This window comes from Sporosarcina ureae DSM 2281 (assembly GCF_000425545.1).
GTDB lineage: Bacteria > Bacillota > Bacilli > Bacillales_A > Planococcaceae > Sporosarcina > Sporosarcina ureae.
Genome location: NZ_AUDQ01000001.1, coordinates 155,880 through 173,846, shown reverse-complemented (window position 1 = coordinate 173,846; position 17,967 = coordinate 155,880). Strand labels below are relative to the sequence as shown.

Below are 17,967 nucleotides of genomic sequence, written 5' to 3'. Positions count from 1 at the left end.
TTCTTCCTATTAGAACCACAACCAAAATAAACAGCACTCAGTAGCGCAGGCACAACTGCGGGGTAGGCCGTGGCCATGAGACAACTGGCAGCACCACCGCCAGCTGGCTCATGGCTGTAGGCAATCCCCCACGTGCCTGCGCGGGTCCAGAAAGCAGACACTCGGTGGCACCAGTGCCCAACAACCAGTCGAGCAACGACTCCAACAAAAAGTGATAAAGACACGCAGCCACATAGTCGTTCTATCAAACGCGTTTGTTCGTCGGGTACTATATGAATTTACTGTTCTCACCTAAATGAATCCAAAAGACTGAAAGATACTAATTCAGGGTATCCGACATGTGGTAAAAGCATTATACTGACAAGGATGAATAGCATGAATGGTACATAAAAATTATATATATTATTATATTGACAAGTTAAAGCGCTTTCATGGTAGAATGGTAATGTCTATGACTACAAATTGTAAAGGGGAGATGGTCACATGAAGAAAAACTCACTTCGCCTACTGGCGTTAGTTTCCATGCTCGCGCTTCTTGTGCTCGCAGCTTGCGGTAACGACGAAAAAGCTGATGGCAACAAAGACGCAGACGGAAACAAAGAAGAAGGTAAGGCAGAGCAAGACTACAAATTCTTAAGCTTACTTACTGGGGGAACACAAGGAACTTATTATCCACTAGGTGGATCATTTGCTGAATTCATTACCCAAGAGACAGGAATCAAGACGACTGCTGAAGTATCTCAAGCATCTGCTGCGAACATGACAGCGCTTAAAGATGGTGATGCAAACATTGCATTCGTACAAACAGACATCGCATACTACGCTTCTAAAGGCGAAATGATGTTTGACGGAGATGTAATCGACGGAGTATCTGCGGTTGGTTCACTTTACCCTGAAACAGTTCAATTGGTTACGTTGAAGAAAAGCAACATTAAGACGTTTGAAGACTTAAAAGGCAAAAGTATTTCAATAGGAGCACCAGGTTCAGGAACAGCTGCAAACGCTGAGCAATTGCTTGAAATTCATGGTTTAGCTTTAAGTGATATCAAAGCACAAAACTTGGACTTCGGTGAGTCACAAGAGAGTCTACAAGCTGGACAAATCGATGCGGCATTCATTACAGCTGGAACTCCAACAGGTGCTGTTGAAGGTCTAAACGCTACTTCTGAAGTTTTCATTATTCCAGTAGAAGACGCTAAGGCTGATGAATTAATCGAGAAATATCCATACTACGCTAAAGAAATGATCCCTGCTGGAACGTATGGTTCTGAAGTAGAGACGCCTGCAGTATCAGTAGGTGCAATGCTTGTTATGCAGAACGATATTTCTGAAGAACTTGGTTACCAGATCACAAAGGCGATTTATGAAAACGCTTCAAAAATCCAACATGCCAAAGGTGCTTTGATTAAAGCAGAAAATGGTTTGAATGGAATTGGTATTCCTGTACACCCAGGTGCACAGAAGTACTTTGATGAAGTGAACTAATAAACTGTGTCAGTTATCTGATAGGATCACGAGGGACGGTAAAGCGAAAGCTTTGTCCGTCCCATTCTTAATGTTTAAAAGTTATTAGCAGAATTCATACATTATTATGTCTATTGCATGTAATGTAGCAGAAAGGATTAGGCGGATGAAATTACGAAGAATAGTTCTTCTGCTGACGTTTCTGATAGCAATTGTAATGCTGATCATATGGTTTTATCCATACAGACAAATGATCATACTTGAAGAGGTTCGGAGCGAACAGCCAAAAGCGTATTATCTTCCATTACACGAGAATCGAAATTTCCAAGTTCAGTATATTCACTCGATCCATTTGTCCAATGTGAAAGAGCAATATCGCATTACCGACAATGGAAAGCTCCGTTTCGAATTTATGCAGTATGAAGACGTAGCCATCGGATTACCAGGTTATGCTGAAGAAGGCGAAGCACTACAAGTAGAAGATGGTGTTTATACGCTTACATTCGAAAACCGCGTGATAGATTCATTTGTTCTCTATATTGGTAGGGTGAGTGCAGATCTGTCTTTGCGATATGAGCAACAAGATTATCATCTAAAAGAATTTCTTCAAAAGGGTCATTCTTATGAATTTCATGTGGCGAAGGTATCAAATTATAAGTTGTTAAAAGGAGTCAGATTAAATGGAAAATAATAAAGACCGGGAGAAAGATATTCCCACCATCTCCGATGAAGAAATGAGTACGCTTTCTGAACAAGAGCAACTCGAAATTCTTCAAAAATACGACCCGGAATCCAATACGAGAAATTTGAAAGGCTTATTAGGTAAGATTGTATTTTTCGGCTTGTTGGCATTCTCGATTTTCCAGTTGTATACGGCGATCGGTAAACCATTTACAGCTCAAATCCAGCGATCTATTCACTTAGGGTTTGCTTTATCTCTTATTTTTCTCTTGTTCCCTGCTAGAAAAAAGATCGGTGTCCGCCGTGACAAAGTACCATTCTACGATATTATTCTTTCTTTATTGGCTATAGCCGTTGGTTTATACTGGCCGCTATTTATCGATGAGCTAGTATTTCGTGTAGGGCGAGTATCCGATCTCGATTTAATTATTGGTATTTTAGCGGTTCTACTAACACTAGAAGCAGCGAGACGTGCGGTAGGATTACCGATCACGATCATCTCCGTCGTGTTTCTGGCATATGCATTCTTCGGACCTTATTTCCCAGGGTTCCTTGCGCATAGGGGACAAAGCGTGGACAATCTCGTTCAATTAATGTTCTTTACAACGGATGGGATCCTCGGTACACCGATTAGTGTATCCGCCACCTTCATCTTCGTGTTCCTGTTGTTCGGAGCGTTTCTAGTAAAGACTGGTGTGGGTAACTACTTCAATGATTTAGCAGTCGTATTAGCAGGTCGTTTGACTGGTGGGCCTGCAAAAGTCGCAATATTCTCAAGTGCGTTGCAAGGTACCATTTCAGGTAGTTCCGTAGCAAACGTTGTTGGATCCGGTTCATACACGATTCCAATGATGAAGAAGCTAGGTTATCGTAAAGAATTTGCAGGTGGCGTAGAGGCAGCAGCATCTACAGGTGGGCAGATTATGCCACCGATTATGGGAGCCGCCGCATTCCTGATGGTTGAATTCATCGGCGGTGTGACGTATTGGGAAATTGCCAAAGCGGCAGCTATCCCTGCGTTGCTGTATTTCACTGGAATTTGGATTATGACACATTTCGAAGCAAAGCGTGTTGGTTTGAAAGGAATGGACGCATCACAGATTCCGAACCGTAAAGAAACACTAAAAAAGATATATTTATTACTACCTATTTTAGGTATTATCGTCTTCTTGTTAATAGGGATCCCAACAATGAAAGCAGCATTACTCGGTATCGTACTGACTATCGCTGTGAGTGCAATCAGCAAAGAAACAAGAATTGGATTGAAAGATATGATTGACGCGTTAGTAGACGGTGCTCGTACAGCATTGGCTGTAGCAGCTGCGACTGCTTGTGCTGGTATTATTGTGGGGGTTGTTGTCAAGACAGGTCTCGGGCTTAGCTTGGCAACCGGCTTGATTTCAGCTGCTGGCGGTAACGTCTTGCTTACATTGATTTTCACAATGTTCGCGGCTATCATTTTAGGCATGGGTTCTCCAACGACAGCAAACTATGTTATTACGTCTACAATCGCAGCGCCCGCCATCATTACATTATTGATGCTGGGTGAGCCTGCAGGTGCAGCTGTGCCGATTGTAGTAGCAGTATCTGCACACTTATTCGTATTTTACTTTGGTATCATTGCCGATATCACACCGCCAGTCGCATTGGCTGCCTTTGCAGCTTCTGGTATTTCGGGTGGAGATCCGATCAAGACGGGTGTCACTTCTGCAAAACTGGCGATTGCCGCCTTCATCATTCCGTATATGTTCGTCTTTAATCCGGCGATGCTAATGCTCGACTCGAGTGTAACGGAGATTGTATGGGTGACGTTGACCGCCATTGTCGGTATGGTTGCCATCGGTGCAGGCATAATTGGCTTCTGGTATAGTAAATTGAACTGGATTATGCGAATTATTACGATAGGCACAGGTATGTTGTTGATCTATCCAGAAACCATGACGGATATCGTCGGTTTAGTATTATTCATCATCTTGTTGGCTTTCCAGTGGATGGGTAATAAGAAAAACAATACACCTAAATTAGCTTCAAATTAAATAACTCCTAAAGACTTGTCAGCTCGTAATTGAGTTGACAAGTCTTTTTTTGATAAAATAAAAGTATTTCGAAAAGTCCCTACACTTATTTTCGAAACTATACTAGTCTGATTACGTAAAAAGTACTAGATTAAAGTGAGATTCTAATAGAGGACGAGTCTAATAGAATAAGGATTTTCACTGAAATGTGATTTCTGAAACACATGATAAAATAAATGTCAAGAAGCCGAAGGACTAGAAATTGGTGAAACTATTTTGGACTAATTACGCAGTTTTACCAACGCGAGTTATGTATATACTACAAATAAGCGAATCAGTCATGACGAATAAAATATATAGGTCGGTACAGAAACCAATCAAATAAAAAAGGAGAGAAAATACTATGAATACACAAGAAACATGGTGGGAAAACGTGTTTGAAGGGCACTTGGCACATGGCTTTAATAAAGAACGTATGAGTGAGCTGGATCATGAAGAGTTTTTATATTTTGAGAATGAACCTATAGAAGAACAAGTAAATCCAATGCAGTAAACGAAAGGAGAAGCGTCCCTGAATAATGCAACGAACTTCCATAAAAATCGGTAATTTTTCTGGTAGCAAAGAAAAATTATCGATTTTTAATTTCCTTGTTTACAACCAGGATAGATAATGCTATTATAGTATTTGTGCTTGAGAGCCTAACTAGCTCACTTTAAAAGCACATCCTAGTATGATCGATTCCGTAGCTCAGCTGGGAGAGCGCCACCTTGACAGGGTGGAGGTCGCTGGTTCGAGCCCAGTCGGAGTCATAGGTGCCAAACCTAAGTTATTTACCGTCGGAACACGGTTTATAACAATAAGCAGTCCTATTAGACCGAATGTCTAGGGGCTGTTTTTTTATGTCTAAATTTCAAATAAAGTTTACATTACTGTCAAATCATATTCAAATACACTGATCAGTCATGCGGTGTATACTTATAGTGCGAGCACCTATTTAGATAAGCAGGAGGGCTAAAATACGATGAAAAGAAAACAAGTAACATCTAATGTAAAAGAATATACAGTGGAAGAACAAATCGAACTATTACCGTATTTATTGAAGATCATGTCAAAGAGCAGTCGGAATTCGGTGAAATCCATTCTTACACGTGGCCAAGTTATGGTGGATGGTCAAATGACAACAAAACATAATCAGCCATTAGCTCCTGGGCAAAAGGTTGAAATACAAAGTAACAAAGCGGCTATAAATGTCTCGAAATTAGTCGGTGTCTCTATACTTCATGAAGATGATGATCTCATCGTGATCAATAAAGATGCAGGCGTTCTCTCCGTAGCTTCGGAAAAAGAAAAAGATCAGACAGCCTATAGAGAAATTACGAAGTACGTTAAGAGAAGCCACCCTGAAAATCGAATCTTTGTCGTGCACCGTCTTGATCGAGATACATCAGGCGTGATGATGTTTGCCAAAAATGAAGAGACGCAGCAAGCTTTGCAAAGTACATGGAATGAATCCGTAAAGGAACGTTTGTATACTGCACTTGTCGAAGGAAAAGTACGAACAGAATCAGGAACTATTTCTTCTTGGTTAACGGAAAATAGTGCGTTCAGAGTTTATTCAAACCCAACTGACAATGGTGGTCAGCATGCTATTACACATTATAGAAGAGTACAAGCAAACAAAGATTGTTCATTGTTGGAAGTACTTTTAGAAACGGGCCGAAAAAATCAAATTCGTGTGCATATGGAAGAATTGGGGCATCCTGTTATAGGTGACAAAAAGTATGGCGCTACAGGTAACCCATTGCGCAGGGTGGGACTTCATGCTACAGCATTGTCTTTTTTACATCCACGTACAGGAGAGGTAGTACGATTTGAAGCAGAAGTGCCTCAGATCTTCATTACGCGCTCTAAATAATAAACCGTGCAATTTGCAGTTCCTTGGTATTTCTAAGGAACTGCTTTTTAACGTCAAATCATTCAAATTAATGTTTGAATGAATAAATTGACAAAATATATGGAATTGCATATACTAAAGCTAATCAATCAAATGGACAGTTGAATGATGAAGACGTTATAATGAACGAAATGTTGAGAGGACTGGTTACATGACTTCTGAGAAAAATGTCTATCGCCTGCAGAATTTATCATGCACAAGTTGTGCTGCGAAATTCGAGAAGAACATCCGCCAGATTGATTCTGTGGAAGATGTGCAGCTGAACTTTGGAGCATCCAAGTTAACAGTTGCGGGAGATGCCTCTATTTTGCAATTAGAAGAAGCAGGTGCATTTGACGGCATTAAAGTATTCCCTGAAAAACAGCGGATTATTAAACAGCATACGCCGTTTTGGAAAAAACGTGAAAATCAAACGACTATAGCTTCGTTAGTTTTACTACTAGCAGGGTATGCCGTATCTACCGCAAATGGTGATCATAACTGGCTGTCGATTGCTCTGTTTCTCTCTGCTATTATAATCGGCGGATTCAGTTTGATAAAAGAAGGATTAACGAATCTTTCCAAACTTGAATTTGATATGTCTACATTGATGACAATCGCAGTCATCGGTGCCGCGCTCATTGGTGACTGGGCAGAAGGTGCAGTGGTCGTCTTCCTCTTCTCTGTCAGTGAAGCATTAGAAAGTTACTCAATCGATAAAGCTAGAAATTCTATTACATCATTAATTGAAATTGCTCCCACGACTGCGACTGTACTTCGTGGTACTAATGAATATGAAGTAGGCGTGGAAGATTTACGTATCAATGATGTCATTTTAATTAAACCGGGACAAAAAATTGCAATGGATGGTGAAGTCATTCAAGGTGACTCATCCGTGAACCAGGCCGCAATTACAGGTGAGTCTGTGCCTGTTCATAAAGCACTTGGAGACGAAGTATTTGCAGGTACATTGAATGAAGAAGGTGCAATGCAAGTTCGTGTAACAAAGCTTGCTGAAGATACTACAATTGCCAAAATCATTCACTTAGTCGAAGAAGCACAGGCAGAAAAAGCACCGACACAACAATTTATTGATCGCTTTGCGAGATACTATACACCAGCTATTTTAGTTACTTCGTTACTGATCATGATTATTCCGCCACTTTTCATGGGGGGAGTATGGGGCGAATGGTTCTATAAAGGTCTTGTCGTGTTAGTAGTTGGCTGTCCTTGTGCGTTAGTCATTTCAACACCTATTGCGATCGTTACAGCGATCGGTAACGCTGCACGTAATGGAGTGTTGATAAAAGGTGGCATTCATTTAGAAGAAACGGGACAGATCAAAGTCGTGGCGTTCGATAAAACAGGTACGTTGACTGAAGGGCGTCCGGAAGTAACAGATGTCTTGACGGTTTCGTCATTAACTGAAGATCAAGTATTGCAACAGGCAGCGTCAATCGAGAAGTTCTCCCAACATCCATTAGCCTCTTCCATTATGCGGGCGGCAGAGAAATTATCGCTTGAATTACTGGCAGTCAATCAATTCCAATCCATTACAGGCAAAGGTGCAAAAGCTGTGATTGGAGAGCATCTAGTGTATGTAGGAAGTCCAAATTTATTCAGAGAAACGAACACAGTGGAACAATCAATTGAACAGCAGATTCTCGCGTTGCAGAAGCAAGGTAAAACCGTTATGCTCGTCTGGTCTGAAGCAGGTCTAGAAGGAATCATAGCAGTAGCTGATCAAGTCCGTAAAAGTAGCTTGAAGGTTATCGAGAAACTTCGTGAGATGGGTAAAAAGACGGTCATGCTAACGGGTGATAATCAATCAACCGCTCTAGCAATTGGAGAGCAACTCGGCTTATCGGAAGTCAAAGCAGAATTACTACCTGATCAAAAAGTCGAAATGATTAAATCGTTGACTCAATACGGTAAAGTGGCAATGGTGGGTGACGGAGTGAACGACGCACCGGCATTAGCTACAGCAAATATCGGTATTGCGATGGGTGGTGCAGGAACAGATACTGCACTTGAAACAGCAGATATTGCATTGATGGCAGATGATTTGGAGAAACTTCCATATACTATCAAATTAAGCTCCCGCACTAAACAAATCATTCTTCAAAATATTTCGATCTCACTTGGATTAAAAGTCATTGCGCTGTTACTCATTATTCCAGGCTGGCTAACATTATGGATGGCCGTCATGGCGGATATGGGTGCTACCGTCATTGTAGTATTAAATTCATTGCGGCTCATGAAAAATAAAATATAATGTAGGAGAAACTTCAGTCGAATAAATCGTCTGAAGTTTTTTCTGTTGAAGAAAATGGTAGACTCATAATAAGAACAATCATGAGGAGTGTGGATAGTTTGGCAATGACCCGTCTGGAACTTGAAGTGATTATGAACAAACAGAAACAATATTATACATCAGGAGTGACACGCAGTATTTCATTCCGAAAAATGATGTTGGAAAAACTGTATAAAGCAATTCAAAAGCATGAAAAAGAAATTTTAGATGCATTGCATAAAGATCTACACAAACATCCGTTTGAAGCGTATGTAGCAGAAATAGGATTCGTCTTATCCAGCATTACCCATATGATAGACCACTTGGATGAATGGGCAGCACCTGAAAAAGTGAAGACTCCGATCCATTTACAACCGGCAACGAGCTTTATCGTGAAGGAACCATATGGCACTGTATTGATCATTGGACCGTTCAACTATCCGTTCCAACTAGTATTTGATCCGCTAGTCGGTTCGATAGCTACAGGGAACTGTACGGTGTTGAAACCTTCAGAAGATGCATTGCATACGGCTAGCGTCGTAGATAAAATCATTTCAAGTGTATTTCCACCGGAGTATGTATCCGTAGTGCATGGTGAAAAAGAAGAAACGAAACTGTTACTTGACGCACCCTTTGATTATGTATTCTTTACTGGAAGTGCGAAAGTGGGAAAAATTGTCATGAAAGCTTGTGCGGAGAGATTGACTCCATTGACGTTGGAATTAGGCGGAAAGAGTCCAGCCGTTGTCGATCATACTGCTGATATCAAAAAGGCAGCGGAGAAGATTGTTTGGGGTAAGTACATGAATGCAGGCCAAACGTGTATAGCACCTGACTATGTATTGGCTGACGCTTCAATTTACGATGAATTAATCCATGAAATGAAGGGCGCTATCCAACGTTTTTACGGGGGTGACGCACAGAAGAGTGCTGACTACGGACGCATCATCGCGGATCGTCATTTCGATCGATTAGCGAACATATTAGATCAAGATCAAGCATATATCGTAGAAGGAGGCAAGACAGATGCCGCGGATAAATATATTGAGCCGACGATTTTAGCGCTATCAGACTGGAATAGCGCTAGTATGCAAGATGAGTTATTTGGTCCGATCTTACCTGTCCTGCCGTATGATAATTTAGGTGTCGCAATTCAGCAAATTAGCACGTTACCTAAGCCACTAGCTGCATACTTTTTCACTGAGAACGATGAGGCAGCTAATCATTTCATCGAAGCATTGCCATTTGGTGGTGGTTGCATAAATGACACGATATCACATGTCGCGAATATTCATCTACCGTTTGGCGGGGTAGGACCTTCCGGAATGAATCAATACCATGGAAAAGCAAGTTTTGAAACATTCACTCATTCGAAATCGATGATGAAAAAGAGTACGGCAGTCTCGGTACCTATTGCATTTCCTCCATACAGAGGAAAACTTCCATTAGTGAAGCGTTTCATTCGCTAACGGTAGCGAAATCCAAACTTTTGTCCACGCGCTTTGCTGGCTTTCGACCAGCAAAGTGCCTTTGTGGTCCACAATAATCTTTTTAGTAATGAACATACCGAGTCCTGTGCCATTTTCTTTTGTAGAAAAGAAAGGCTGATCAATGGATGCTAAGGTCAACTGATCCATTCCGCAACCGTCATCCTCAATGCAAATGTGGAGAGTACCTTCTTGGTTTGTCAGTGAAATTATAATGTTTCCAGTGTGCTCAATTGCATCGCAACAATTTGACAAGATATTGTAAAACACTTGATGCAGTGAGGACTTGTCGCCTATAATGAAAAGTTCTAATTCCTCAGCATTCAGTTGACATGAAATCGCACATTCATTAAATTGCTCATCAAATTCAATGAGCATTTCTTCGATGACTTCTAGAATAGAAACTGGCGCAGTATCTTGTAAAGTTGGTTTTGCTAATGCTAAGAAATCCGTAACAATTTGGTTGACACGGCTAATTTCTTTCCCCATAATTTCTGTGAAATACGAGTAAGGATTCGCAGGGTCTTGATTCATTAACTGAATAAACCCCGTAATTGCGGTCATAGGATTTCGTACTTCGTGCGCTACTTTCGCTGCAATCATACTCATCGTCTGCAGACGTTCAAACTCAAGTGTCTTCTGCTCCATTTGCAAGCGACTAGTGATGTCTCGTGCAATATGAGAAATAGCAACCACTTCATTGAACTCGTTAAAAATGGGTGTCATACTAATTTCTGCTTGAAACAGTGTGCCATCTTTACGCATCTCAGTGACTCTTTCATTAGCTAACGATTGACCTTTATACAATAACTCACAACGTGCATGTACTTTTTCGTATTCAGTTTCAGGATAAAACGAAATGGGTTTTTCTGAGCACTCCTCCAAAGTCCAACCATATAACTGTTCGAATGCACGGTTACAAGTAATTATATTGTCATCCAAATCAAATACGGAGATCGCATCCTGTGACTGCTCGAAAGACAAGTCAAGATAATTCAAGTAACGTACTGTAGGAATAAATTCTTTTGACATTTTACTAGATACTCCATTCTATAATCCAGGGTGGATGTGATAAGAAAAGACGCGTATGATATGGGTAATTGATTCATTATATAATACATCATTTAAAGGAATTAAGAGTCTTTTTTAAAGAAAGACTTTTATTTGTTATAATGAGTAGAGTTATTCACCAACCTATTGGAGGAAATCACATGAATACGAAAGAATTATTATCTGTACTACCTGTAAAAAGTATAAAAGGAACATTGCCAGAACATGTGACAGACGTGGCAGTAGATTCACGAGCTGTTCAAGATGGTGGAGTATTTGTCTGCCTAAAAGGTTATACAGTGAACGGCCATCAATTTGTCAAGAGTGCATTGTTGAGTGGTGCACGTGTCATAATCGCATCAGAGCCGATCATGATAGATGAAGAGCGCACAGCGGTGGTCTATGTTGAAAACACTTCAAAAGCGATAGAGTTACTGGCGTCTAAGTACTATCAGTATCCTTCAAAGCGTATGAAGATGATCGGTGTAACCGGAACGAATGGAAAAACGAGTGTCGGCAATATCATTCACGACATGCTACGCCAGACTGAAGAAAAGGCAGCTGTTTCAGGCACGATTGGTTTTAAATTAAATGATATTCTGTATGAAACGGAAAATACAACGACTGATGTTTTGACTACCCAGCAAATGATTGCGCAAGCTGCAAATGAAGGCTGCGAATCGATGATCATGGAAGTTTCTTCACACGGTTTAGTTGAAGGCCGACTGGCAGGAACAGAATTTGATATTGCGATTTTCACTAACTTAACGCATGATCATTTGGATTACCATAAAACAATGGAGAATTACAGTGCAGCGAAAGGTTTATTGTTTGCACAATTGGGTCAGCAGCTTGATCAGAAAAAGTTTGCGATCATTAATGCGGATGATCCGTGGAGCAGTAAAATGATCGAAATGACTTCGTTCCCCATATTTACATACGGAATCCATGTAAAGTCTTCATTCCAAGCAACAGCGATCGAAATGCAGTCGAACTACACGAGATTTCAATTGCAGGCACCGGATGGAACATTCACCGTCACGATGCCGTTGATCGGTGAGTTTAACGTCTATAATGCATTGGCAGCAATTGCGGCGTTATATGCCAAAGGAATGGCGACAGAAGAAATTTTACCGCTGATAGCGAATGTATCGACAGTGAAAGGCCGTCTTGAAAAAGTGGAAACATCATTACCACTGACGATTTTTATTGACTATGCACATTCACCGGATGCAATTGAAAAAGCCATTGCCACAGTACAACCTTTAAAAAAGGAAGGCAACCGCCTACTATTCCTAATTGGAACGGGTGGCAATCGTGATCGTCTGAAGCGTCCAATCATGGGAGAAAAAGCAGCAGCAGCAGATTATGTCGTCTTTACGACAGATGACCCACGGGATGAGCCGTATGAGTCGATCATATCGGAACTTAGTGCCACGATGCCGCATGATCAGTATGCATGTATAGGAGATAGAGAAGAGGCAGTACGTCATACTATTGAGCAAGCGAATGCAGGAGATATCATTATATTTGCCGGAAAAGGCCATGAAGATTTTCAAATTATCGGCAATACGAAATATGCGCATTCAGATGCAAACATTGCACTTGAGGAAGCGGCTAAAAAGTTTGGCGATACAACGATCAATAAATGAAGTAAAGTTTGGATTTGAGAGTCTATAGTTTTTTAGTCAATTCAATGAAAATCATTGAAATGCATCCCTATTCTCTCTATGATAGAAAACGTAAGCAAAAGGAGAGTACGATTGATGCAAAAGAATAAACATGATGAAATTACATCGCGACGAACGTTTGCGATAATTTCTCACCCGGATGCCGGTAAAACGACAATTACTGAAAAGTTACTATATTTTGGCGGAGCGATTCGCGATGCTGGAACAGTTAAAGGAAAGAAATCAGGGAAATTCGCTACGTCTGACTGGATGGAAATTGAAAAACAACGTGGAATATCGGTAACTTCCTCAGTTTTACAATTTGACTATGCAGGCAAACGTGTCAATATTTTGGATACACCAGGACACGAAGACTTCAGTGAAGATACGTATAGAACATTGATGGCAGTAGATGCAGCGGTCATGATGGTCGATTCGGCAAAAGGAATCGAGCCACAGACGATTAAATTGTTTAAAGTATGTAAAATGCGAGGAATTCCGATCTTTACATTCATCAATAAAATGGACCGACAAGGTAAAGAACCATTAGAGCTAATGGAAGAATTGGAAGAAGTGTTAGAAATCCAATCGTACGCAATGAATTGGCCGATCGGTATGGGAAAAGAATTCCTAGGTATTTATGATCGTTTCAATAAGCGTATAGAGTTAGCGCGTCCGAATGCAGATGAGGATCGTTTCCTTCCAATCGACGGTGAGGGAGAGCTTGCAGTAGAACACTCCATGAAAGAGACATCTTATTATAAGCAAGCGCTAGAAGATGTCATGCTATTGAATGAAGCTGGAAACGACTTCGATGAAGATCGTATCGCAAAAGGTGAGTTAACACCTGTATTCTTCGGTAGTGCACTAACTAATTTTGGCGTTCAGACATTTCTAGAAACGTTTTTACAGTTCGCACCTGAACCCCAACCTAGGTTAACGAAAGATGCAGAATATGTAGATCCAGAGTCTGACGTTTTTTCAGGCTTCATCTTCAAAATTCAAGCTAACATGAATCCTGCACATCGTGATCGTATTGCATTTGTCCGAATTGTCTCAGGTGAGTTCGAACGTGGTATGACTGTAACGGTTCCACGGCTTTCGAAGAACTTTAAGTTAACTCAAACTACACAATTCCTGGCGGATGATCGTGAAACTGTCAATCAGGCAGTAGCTGGCGATATCATTGGGTTATATGACACGGGTAACTATCAAATTGGTGATACGGTCATCAGTGGCAAGGCAAACTTCCAATTTGAAGCACTTCCACAATTTACTCCAGAGCTATTCGTTAGAGTAAATGCCAAAAACGTAATGAAATCTAAACAGTTCCACAAAGGGATCTTACAGCTTGTGCAAGAAGGTGCTATTCAATATTACAAAACATTGCATACGGAAGAAGTCATTCTCGGGGCAGTGGGGCAGCTTCAATTCGAAGTTTTCGAACACCGTATGAGAGCGGAATACCATGTAGAAGTCCAGATGGAAACAATGGGATCGAAAGTAGCACGTTGGATTGAAAACGAAGAGGATGTAAAAGAGTCCATGGCAGGACAACGTGCATTACTCGTAAAAGATCGATATGAGCGCAAAGTTTTCTTGTTTGAAAATAATTTTGCGATGCGCTGGTTCCAGGATAAATTCCCGGATATCAAGTTGTATAATCAATTATAAATCATATAACATACGACCCGGTCGGATTACTAGTAATCCGTCCGGGTTATTTGTTCAAAATGTGAATGAACTCTGTGCTGATTCATTATTATTCGAGCAAATCATGGTGAAAATACTCTATTCGGGTGGTATGGTGGAAAGATGAAAAGTCTTCCCCAGCTGGAGTGCTGAGAAAAGAGAGGAATAGATAAATGAAGATTAGTAGCTTTTCGGTCAAACGACCTGTTTTTACGTTAGTCACTATGTTTCTCGTCATTATTTTAGGTGCAGTATCCTTCTTTAAAATTCCGGTTACATTGATTCCGGACTTAAATCCACCTGTAGCGGTAGTTGTCACGAATTATCCGGGTGCTTCACCAACAGAAGTGAGCGAGAAAATTACCAAACCGTTGGAAGAAAGTTTATCGACAGCTCCTGGCTTGAAGTCGATGCAGTCTTCTTCTCAAGAAGGAGCTAACTTAGTATTCCTGCAGTTTGATTGGGATTCTTCGATTGATGATGTCCAAATGGATATCCTCCAACGGATCGATCAAGTAGAAGTGCCCGATGGTGCTAATAAACCGCGTTTCATGAAGTTTGATCCATCTCAATTCCCGGTCATCCAACTATCTTTACGCTCCGTCGATGAAGATACAAATATACGGAAGATTGCAGAAGAGTTGGAGAAAGAATTACGCCGTATTGACGGTGTAGCTAGTGTGAACGTGTCAGGTAAAATCATTGAAGACGTCCAGGTTATTTTAGATCCTGATAAATTAAAAGAATTTGGTTTAGCGCAATCAGATGTCGTCCAGGCAATCCAAGCTAGTAACGTATCTATGCCAGGTGATCCGATTGACACGAGTGATGGAAGAAAGTTAACTACAAGAATCTTAAGTACAGTTCAAAATATCTCAGATGTACGAAGTATTCAAATAGGTGCCAATCCGCAGACAGGTGACAAAATCAAAGTCTCTGATGTGGCGGATGTAGCATTGTTGGAGCCGAAACTACAAACAGAAACACGAGCCAATGATGAACAGGCCGTATTATTGTCCGTACTTCAAGAGTCAGGAGCAAATACTGCAACAGTCTCTAAAGAGTTTAAAAAGTCATTGGATAAGTTATTGGAGAAAGATGCATACAAAGATGTTGAATCGGATGTTATTTTTGACCAAGGGGACTATGTACAGCTGGCAATCGGGAATATCGGTCAATCATTAATTCTCGGTGGCTTGTTCGCGATGCTCGTATTATTTGTCTTCTTACGTGGAATTAAAAGTCCAATCATCATTGGAGTAGCGATTCCGTATTCGGTTATTGTGACATTTGTTCTTATGTATTTCGCAGACTTCTCATTAAATATCATGACACTCGGTGCACTTGCTCTGGGTATTGGTATGTTAGTCGATAATGCAATTGTTGTTATAGAAAATATCGAGCGACATTTAGCAATGGGGAAAACACCGACAGAAGCAGCGAAAGATGGTTCGAAGGAAGTAGGCGGAGCTATAACCGCGTCTACGTTAACTACTCTAGCTGTATTTGTACCAGTAATTTTCATTACGGGTATTATTGGTCAAATCTTCACAGAGTTCGCGTTAACGATTTCATTCAGTTTATTTGCATCGTTAGTCGTTGCATTGACTGTTGTGCCAATGCTGGCAAGTCGTTTGTTGAAGACGCCTACTGAAGAAACTCTCGAGAAAAAGAGTCATGTGAAGAAAAATCAGAGATTCGAAAAATCTGTTAAATGGGCATTAGGGCATCGTTTACTCGTGTTACTAGTAACAACTGCTTTATTAGCTGGAAGCGCATTCGGAATTTTAAAAGTGGGTACGGAATTCTTGCCTGCTACGGATGAAGGTGCTTTCAGTATTAATGTGCAGTTACCAAATGGTGCATCACTTGATGCGACAGACGACGTAGTGGAACGAATAGAAGAAGAAATGAAGAAGCAAGATGACGTAGAAGTGTACGTCAGTTTAGTCGGTGGCACACAGCAAAGCATGGCACAAGGCGGATCAGAAAGTAATATGGCCGAAGTGTATGTGAAGCTAATTCCACTCGACGAACGCGATCGCTCTGTCTTTGAATTTGTAGACAAAGTACAACCAGTCGTGGAGCAAGAAATCGGCGATGATGCAGAAGTCAGTTTCAACTTGCAGACCGCTGCCGGTTCCAGTCCAAATACATTATCCTTCTCGCTAAACGATACAAATGAAGAGCGTTTAGGAGATGCAGTATCTAAGTTAGATAAGAAATTACGTGAGCTGGATACCGTGACGGACGTTGAAAATGATTTAGTAGATACAGTTGAAGAAATAAAAATTGAAGTGGATCGTGAAAAAGCTTCAGATGTCGGATTGGCACCTTATCAAATAGCGCAAACGGTTAGTGACGTTACGCGAGGTGTCTTTGCTTCACAAATCGTCTTTGAGAAAACTGGCGAAGTAGTGGGAGTAAACGTTGGATACGATGAGCGTTTCCGCAATAGTATAGATAAATTAAAAGAATTGGAATTAAAAACACCGCTTGATACCTTTGTTAAGTTGAAGGATATAGCGGATGTGGAAATCGCAGAAGGTCCTGTAGCGATTGTGCGTGTGGATCAAGCGCATTCCATAGCATTTACGGTGAAATATCTATCTAGTGAATCATTAGGCGATATGACGAAAAAGGTAAATGATATTGTGGATGATCTAGATCTACCTAGTGAAGTAGAACTATCATACGGTGGAGATCGGGAGTTATTTGAAAGTGCGATCAACGATATGCTATTGGCTATTGTACTGGCGGTGGTGTTAGTATATATCGTAATGGCTGCACAGTTCGAATCGTTCAAATATCCGTTCGTTATCATGTTCTCTGTGCCACTGATGCTAATTGGTGTATCACTGGGATTATTCTTTACCAACACACCGGTCAGTGTAACGGCGGTCATCGGTCTTCTCATATTAGTGGGAATTGTCGTCAACAATGGGATTGTATTGGTCGATTATATTAATCAACGTAAAGAAGCAGGGTACAGCTCGTACGATGCGATTCTATCATCTGTACGCGACCGTGTCCGTCCCATCTTAATGACAGCCCTCACAACTATTTTGGGCTTACTACCGTTAGCGCTAGGCCTTGGTGAAGGTTCTGAGTTGAACCAGCCGATGGGGATTGCGGTAATTGGTGGATTAATCAGTTCTACATTCTTGACGTTGTATATTGTTCCGATCATTTACAGTTTGTTGGATCGAGAGACACGTAGAGGTATGAAGACGCCAAAAAAAGCGCAACCGATAACGGAAGATCAACATCAACCCGTCACGGTAACTGAAACGGTCACCGTGACTGAGACAGTAACGGAAACCGTCACTGTGAGAGAGTCCAAGTAATTCATACTACCGGCAAATGGAATTTTTCATTTGCCGGCTTTTTTACATAGTGTTGAATAATTTATACAAAAGAATAATATAGTAGGACTAGTAATGTATACGACAGTGAGTCGAATACTAATGCGCTTGCTTTTATATCGTCAAACACTGTCCTTTTAATTTAATAGCACTATAAGCATCACCTAAATCATTTGCAAATCAAAGTTATCATGTTATAATACTTTAAAAGTATCCGATATCTTAATAACTTTTGACGCAATGTCAAAGGGGAGTAGCTATAGGGAAACCTATTTCATAATCGTCAATACGTGACTGCCTCAACGGTCATCGGTTA

At 40.9% G+C, this 17,967-nt stretch carries 11 protein-coding genes and 1 tRNA gene; 11 read left to right on the top strand and 1 reads right to left on the bottom strand.

What is annotated here, in order from left to right:
* The first annotated feature begins 483 nt into the window (after window positions 1-483).
* From H605_RS0100860 to H605_RS0100825, 8 genes are all read left to right on the top strand, one after another.
* A complete protein-coding gene (locus tag H605_RS0100860; RefSeq protein WP_029052456.1) occupies window positions 484-1,485 on the top strand; it encodes a TAXI family TRAP transporter solute-binding subunit in 1,002 nt (333 codons plus the stop codon).
* A 145-nt stretch (window positions 1,486-1,630) separates the two neighbouring features.
* Entirely contained in the window at window positions 1,631-2,155 is a 525-nt protein-coding gene (locus tag H605_RS0100855; protein ID WP_051210416.1) for a DUF1850 domain-containing protein, read from the top strand.
* The gene (locus H605_RS0100850; RefSeq protein ID WP_037561335.1) at window positions 2,145-4,181 is read left to right on the top strand and encodes a TRAP transporter permease; all 2,037 of its coding nucleotides are present in this window, start codon (window positions 2,145-2,147) and stop codon (window positions 4,179-4,181) included. The genes H605_RS0100855 and H605_RS0100850 overlap by 11 nt, the downstream gene beginning before the upstream one ends.
* A gap of 382 nt (window positions 4,182-4,563) precedes the next feature.
* Entirely contained in the window at window positions 4,564-4,713 is a 150-nt protein-coding gene (locus H605_RS19105; RefSeq protein ID WP_169535185.1) for a hypothetical protein, read from the top strand.
* Window positions 4,714-4,897: 184 nt separating this feature from the next.
* Window positions 4,898-4,970 (top strand) — tRNA-Val (locus tag H605_RS0100840).
* A gap of 212 nt (window positions 4,971-5,182) precedes the next feature.
* Window positions 5,183-6,076: an RluA family pseudouridine synthase gene (locus H605_RS0100835; protein WP_029052453.1), complete on the top strand. Its 894-nt coding sequence runs from the start codon at window positions 5,183-5,185 to the stop codon at window positions 6,074-6,076.
* A 190-nt stretch (window positions 6,077-6,266) separates the two neighbouring features.
* Window positions 6,267-8,369, top strand: coding sequence for a heavy metal translocating P-type ATPase (locus H605_RS0100830; RefSeq protein WP_029052452.1), 2,103 nt, complete (start codon window positions 6,267-6,269; stop codon window positions 8,367-8,369).
* 98 nt (window positions 8,370-8,467) lie between these two features.
* Window positions 8,468-9,856 carry an aldehyde dehydrogenase gene (locus tag H605_RS0100825; protein ID WP_418346817.1) on the top strand — a complete coding sequence of 463 codons (1,389 nt, stop codon included), beginning with the start codon at window positions 8,468-8,470 and terminating at the stop codon, window positions 9,854-9,856.
* Here the strand turns inward: H605_RS0100825 and H605_RS17140 are convergent.
* Window positions 9,833-10,906, bottom strand: a complete 1,074-nt coding sequence (locus H605_RS17140; RefSeq protein ID WP_051210415.1) for a two-component system sensor histidine kinase NtrB — start codon at window positions 10,904-10,906, stop codon at window positions 9,833-9,835. The two genes, H605_RS0100825 and H605_RS17140, sit on opposite strands and share 24 nt — an antisense overlap.
* Window positions 10,907-11,085: 179 nt before the next feature.
* Here H605_RS17140 and H605_RS0100815 point away from each other — a divergent pair, with 179 nt between their 5' ends.
* The 3 genes from H605_RS0100815 to H605_RS17135 all read left to right on the top strand — a co-directional run bounded on the left by H605_RS0100815 (window position 11,086) and on the right by H605_RS17135 (window position 17,633).
* Window positions 11,086-12,576: a UDP-N-acetylmuramoyl-L-alanyl-D-glutamate--2,6-diaminopimelate ligase gene (locus tag H605_RS0100815; RefSeq protein ID WP_029052450.1), complete on the top strand. Its 1,491-nt coding sequence runs from the start codon at window positions 11,086-11,088 to the stop codon at window positions 12,574-12,576.
* Window positions 12,577-12,690: 114 nt separating this feature from the next.
* Window positions 12,691-14,268: a peptide chain release factor 3 gene (locus tag H605_RS0100810; protein ID WP_029052449.1), complete on the top strand. Its 1,578-nt coding sequence runs from the start codon at window positions 12,691-12,693 to the stop codon at window positions 14,266-14,268.
* 191 nt (window positions 14,269-14,459) lie between these two features.
* The gene (locus tag H605_RS17135) at window positions 14,460-17,633 is read left to right on the top strand and encodes an efflux RND transporter permease subunit (RefSeq protein ID WP_081657797.1); all 3,174 of its coding nucleotides are present in this window, start codon (window positions 14,460-14,462) and stop codon (window positions 17,631-17,633) included.
* The last annotated feature ends 334 nt before the right edge of the window (window positions 17,634-17,967 follow it).

What these genes read in the sequence shown, in the direction of transcription:
- H605_RS0100860 (WP_029052456.1), top strand. Translation starts at nt 484, where the DNA reads ATGAAGAAAAACTCACTTCGCCTACTGGCGTTAGTTTCCATGCTCGCG.
- H605_RS0100835 (WP_029052453.1), top strand. Translation starts at nt 5,183, where the DNA reads ATGAAAAGAAAACAAGTAACATCTAATGTAAAAGAATATACAGTGGAA.
- H605_RS17140 (WP_051210415.1), bottom strand. Translation starts at nt 10,906, where the DNA reads ATGTCAAAAGAATTTATTCCTACAGTACGTTACTTGAATTATCTTGAC.
- H605_RS0100830 (WP_029052452.1), top strand. Translation starts at nt 6,267, where the DNA reads ATGACTTCTGAGAAAAATGTCTATCGCCTGCAGAATTTATCATGCACA.
- H605_RS0100815 (WP_029052450.1), top strand. Translation starts at nt 11,086, where the DNA reads ATGAATACGAAAGAATTATTATCTGTACTACCTGTAAAAAGTATAAAA.
- H605_RS19105 (WP_169535185.1), top strand. Translation starts at nt 4,564, where the DNA reads ATGAATACACAAGAAACATGGTGGGAAAACGTGTTTGAAGGGCACTTG.
- H605_RS0100810 (WP_029052449.1), top strand. Translation starts at nt 12,691, where the DNA reads ATGCAAAAGAATAAACATGATGAAATTACATCGCGACGAACGTTTGCG.
- H605_RS0100850 (WP_037561335.1), top strand. Translation starts at nt 2,145, where the DNA reads ATGGAAAATAATAAAGACCGGGAGAAAGATATTCCCACCATCTCCGAT.
- H605_RS0100855 (WP_051210416.1), top strand. Translation starts at nt 1,631, where the DNA reads ATGAAATTACGAAGAATAGTTCTTCTGCTGACGTTTCTGATAGCAATT.
- H605_RS17135 (WP_081657797.1), top strand. Translation starts at nt 14,460, where the DNA reads ATGAAGATTAGTAGCTTTTCGGTCAAACGACCTGTTTTTACGTTAGTC.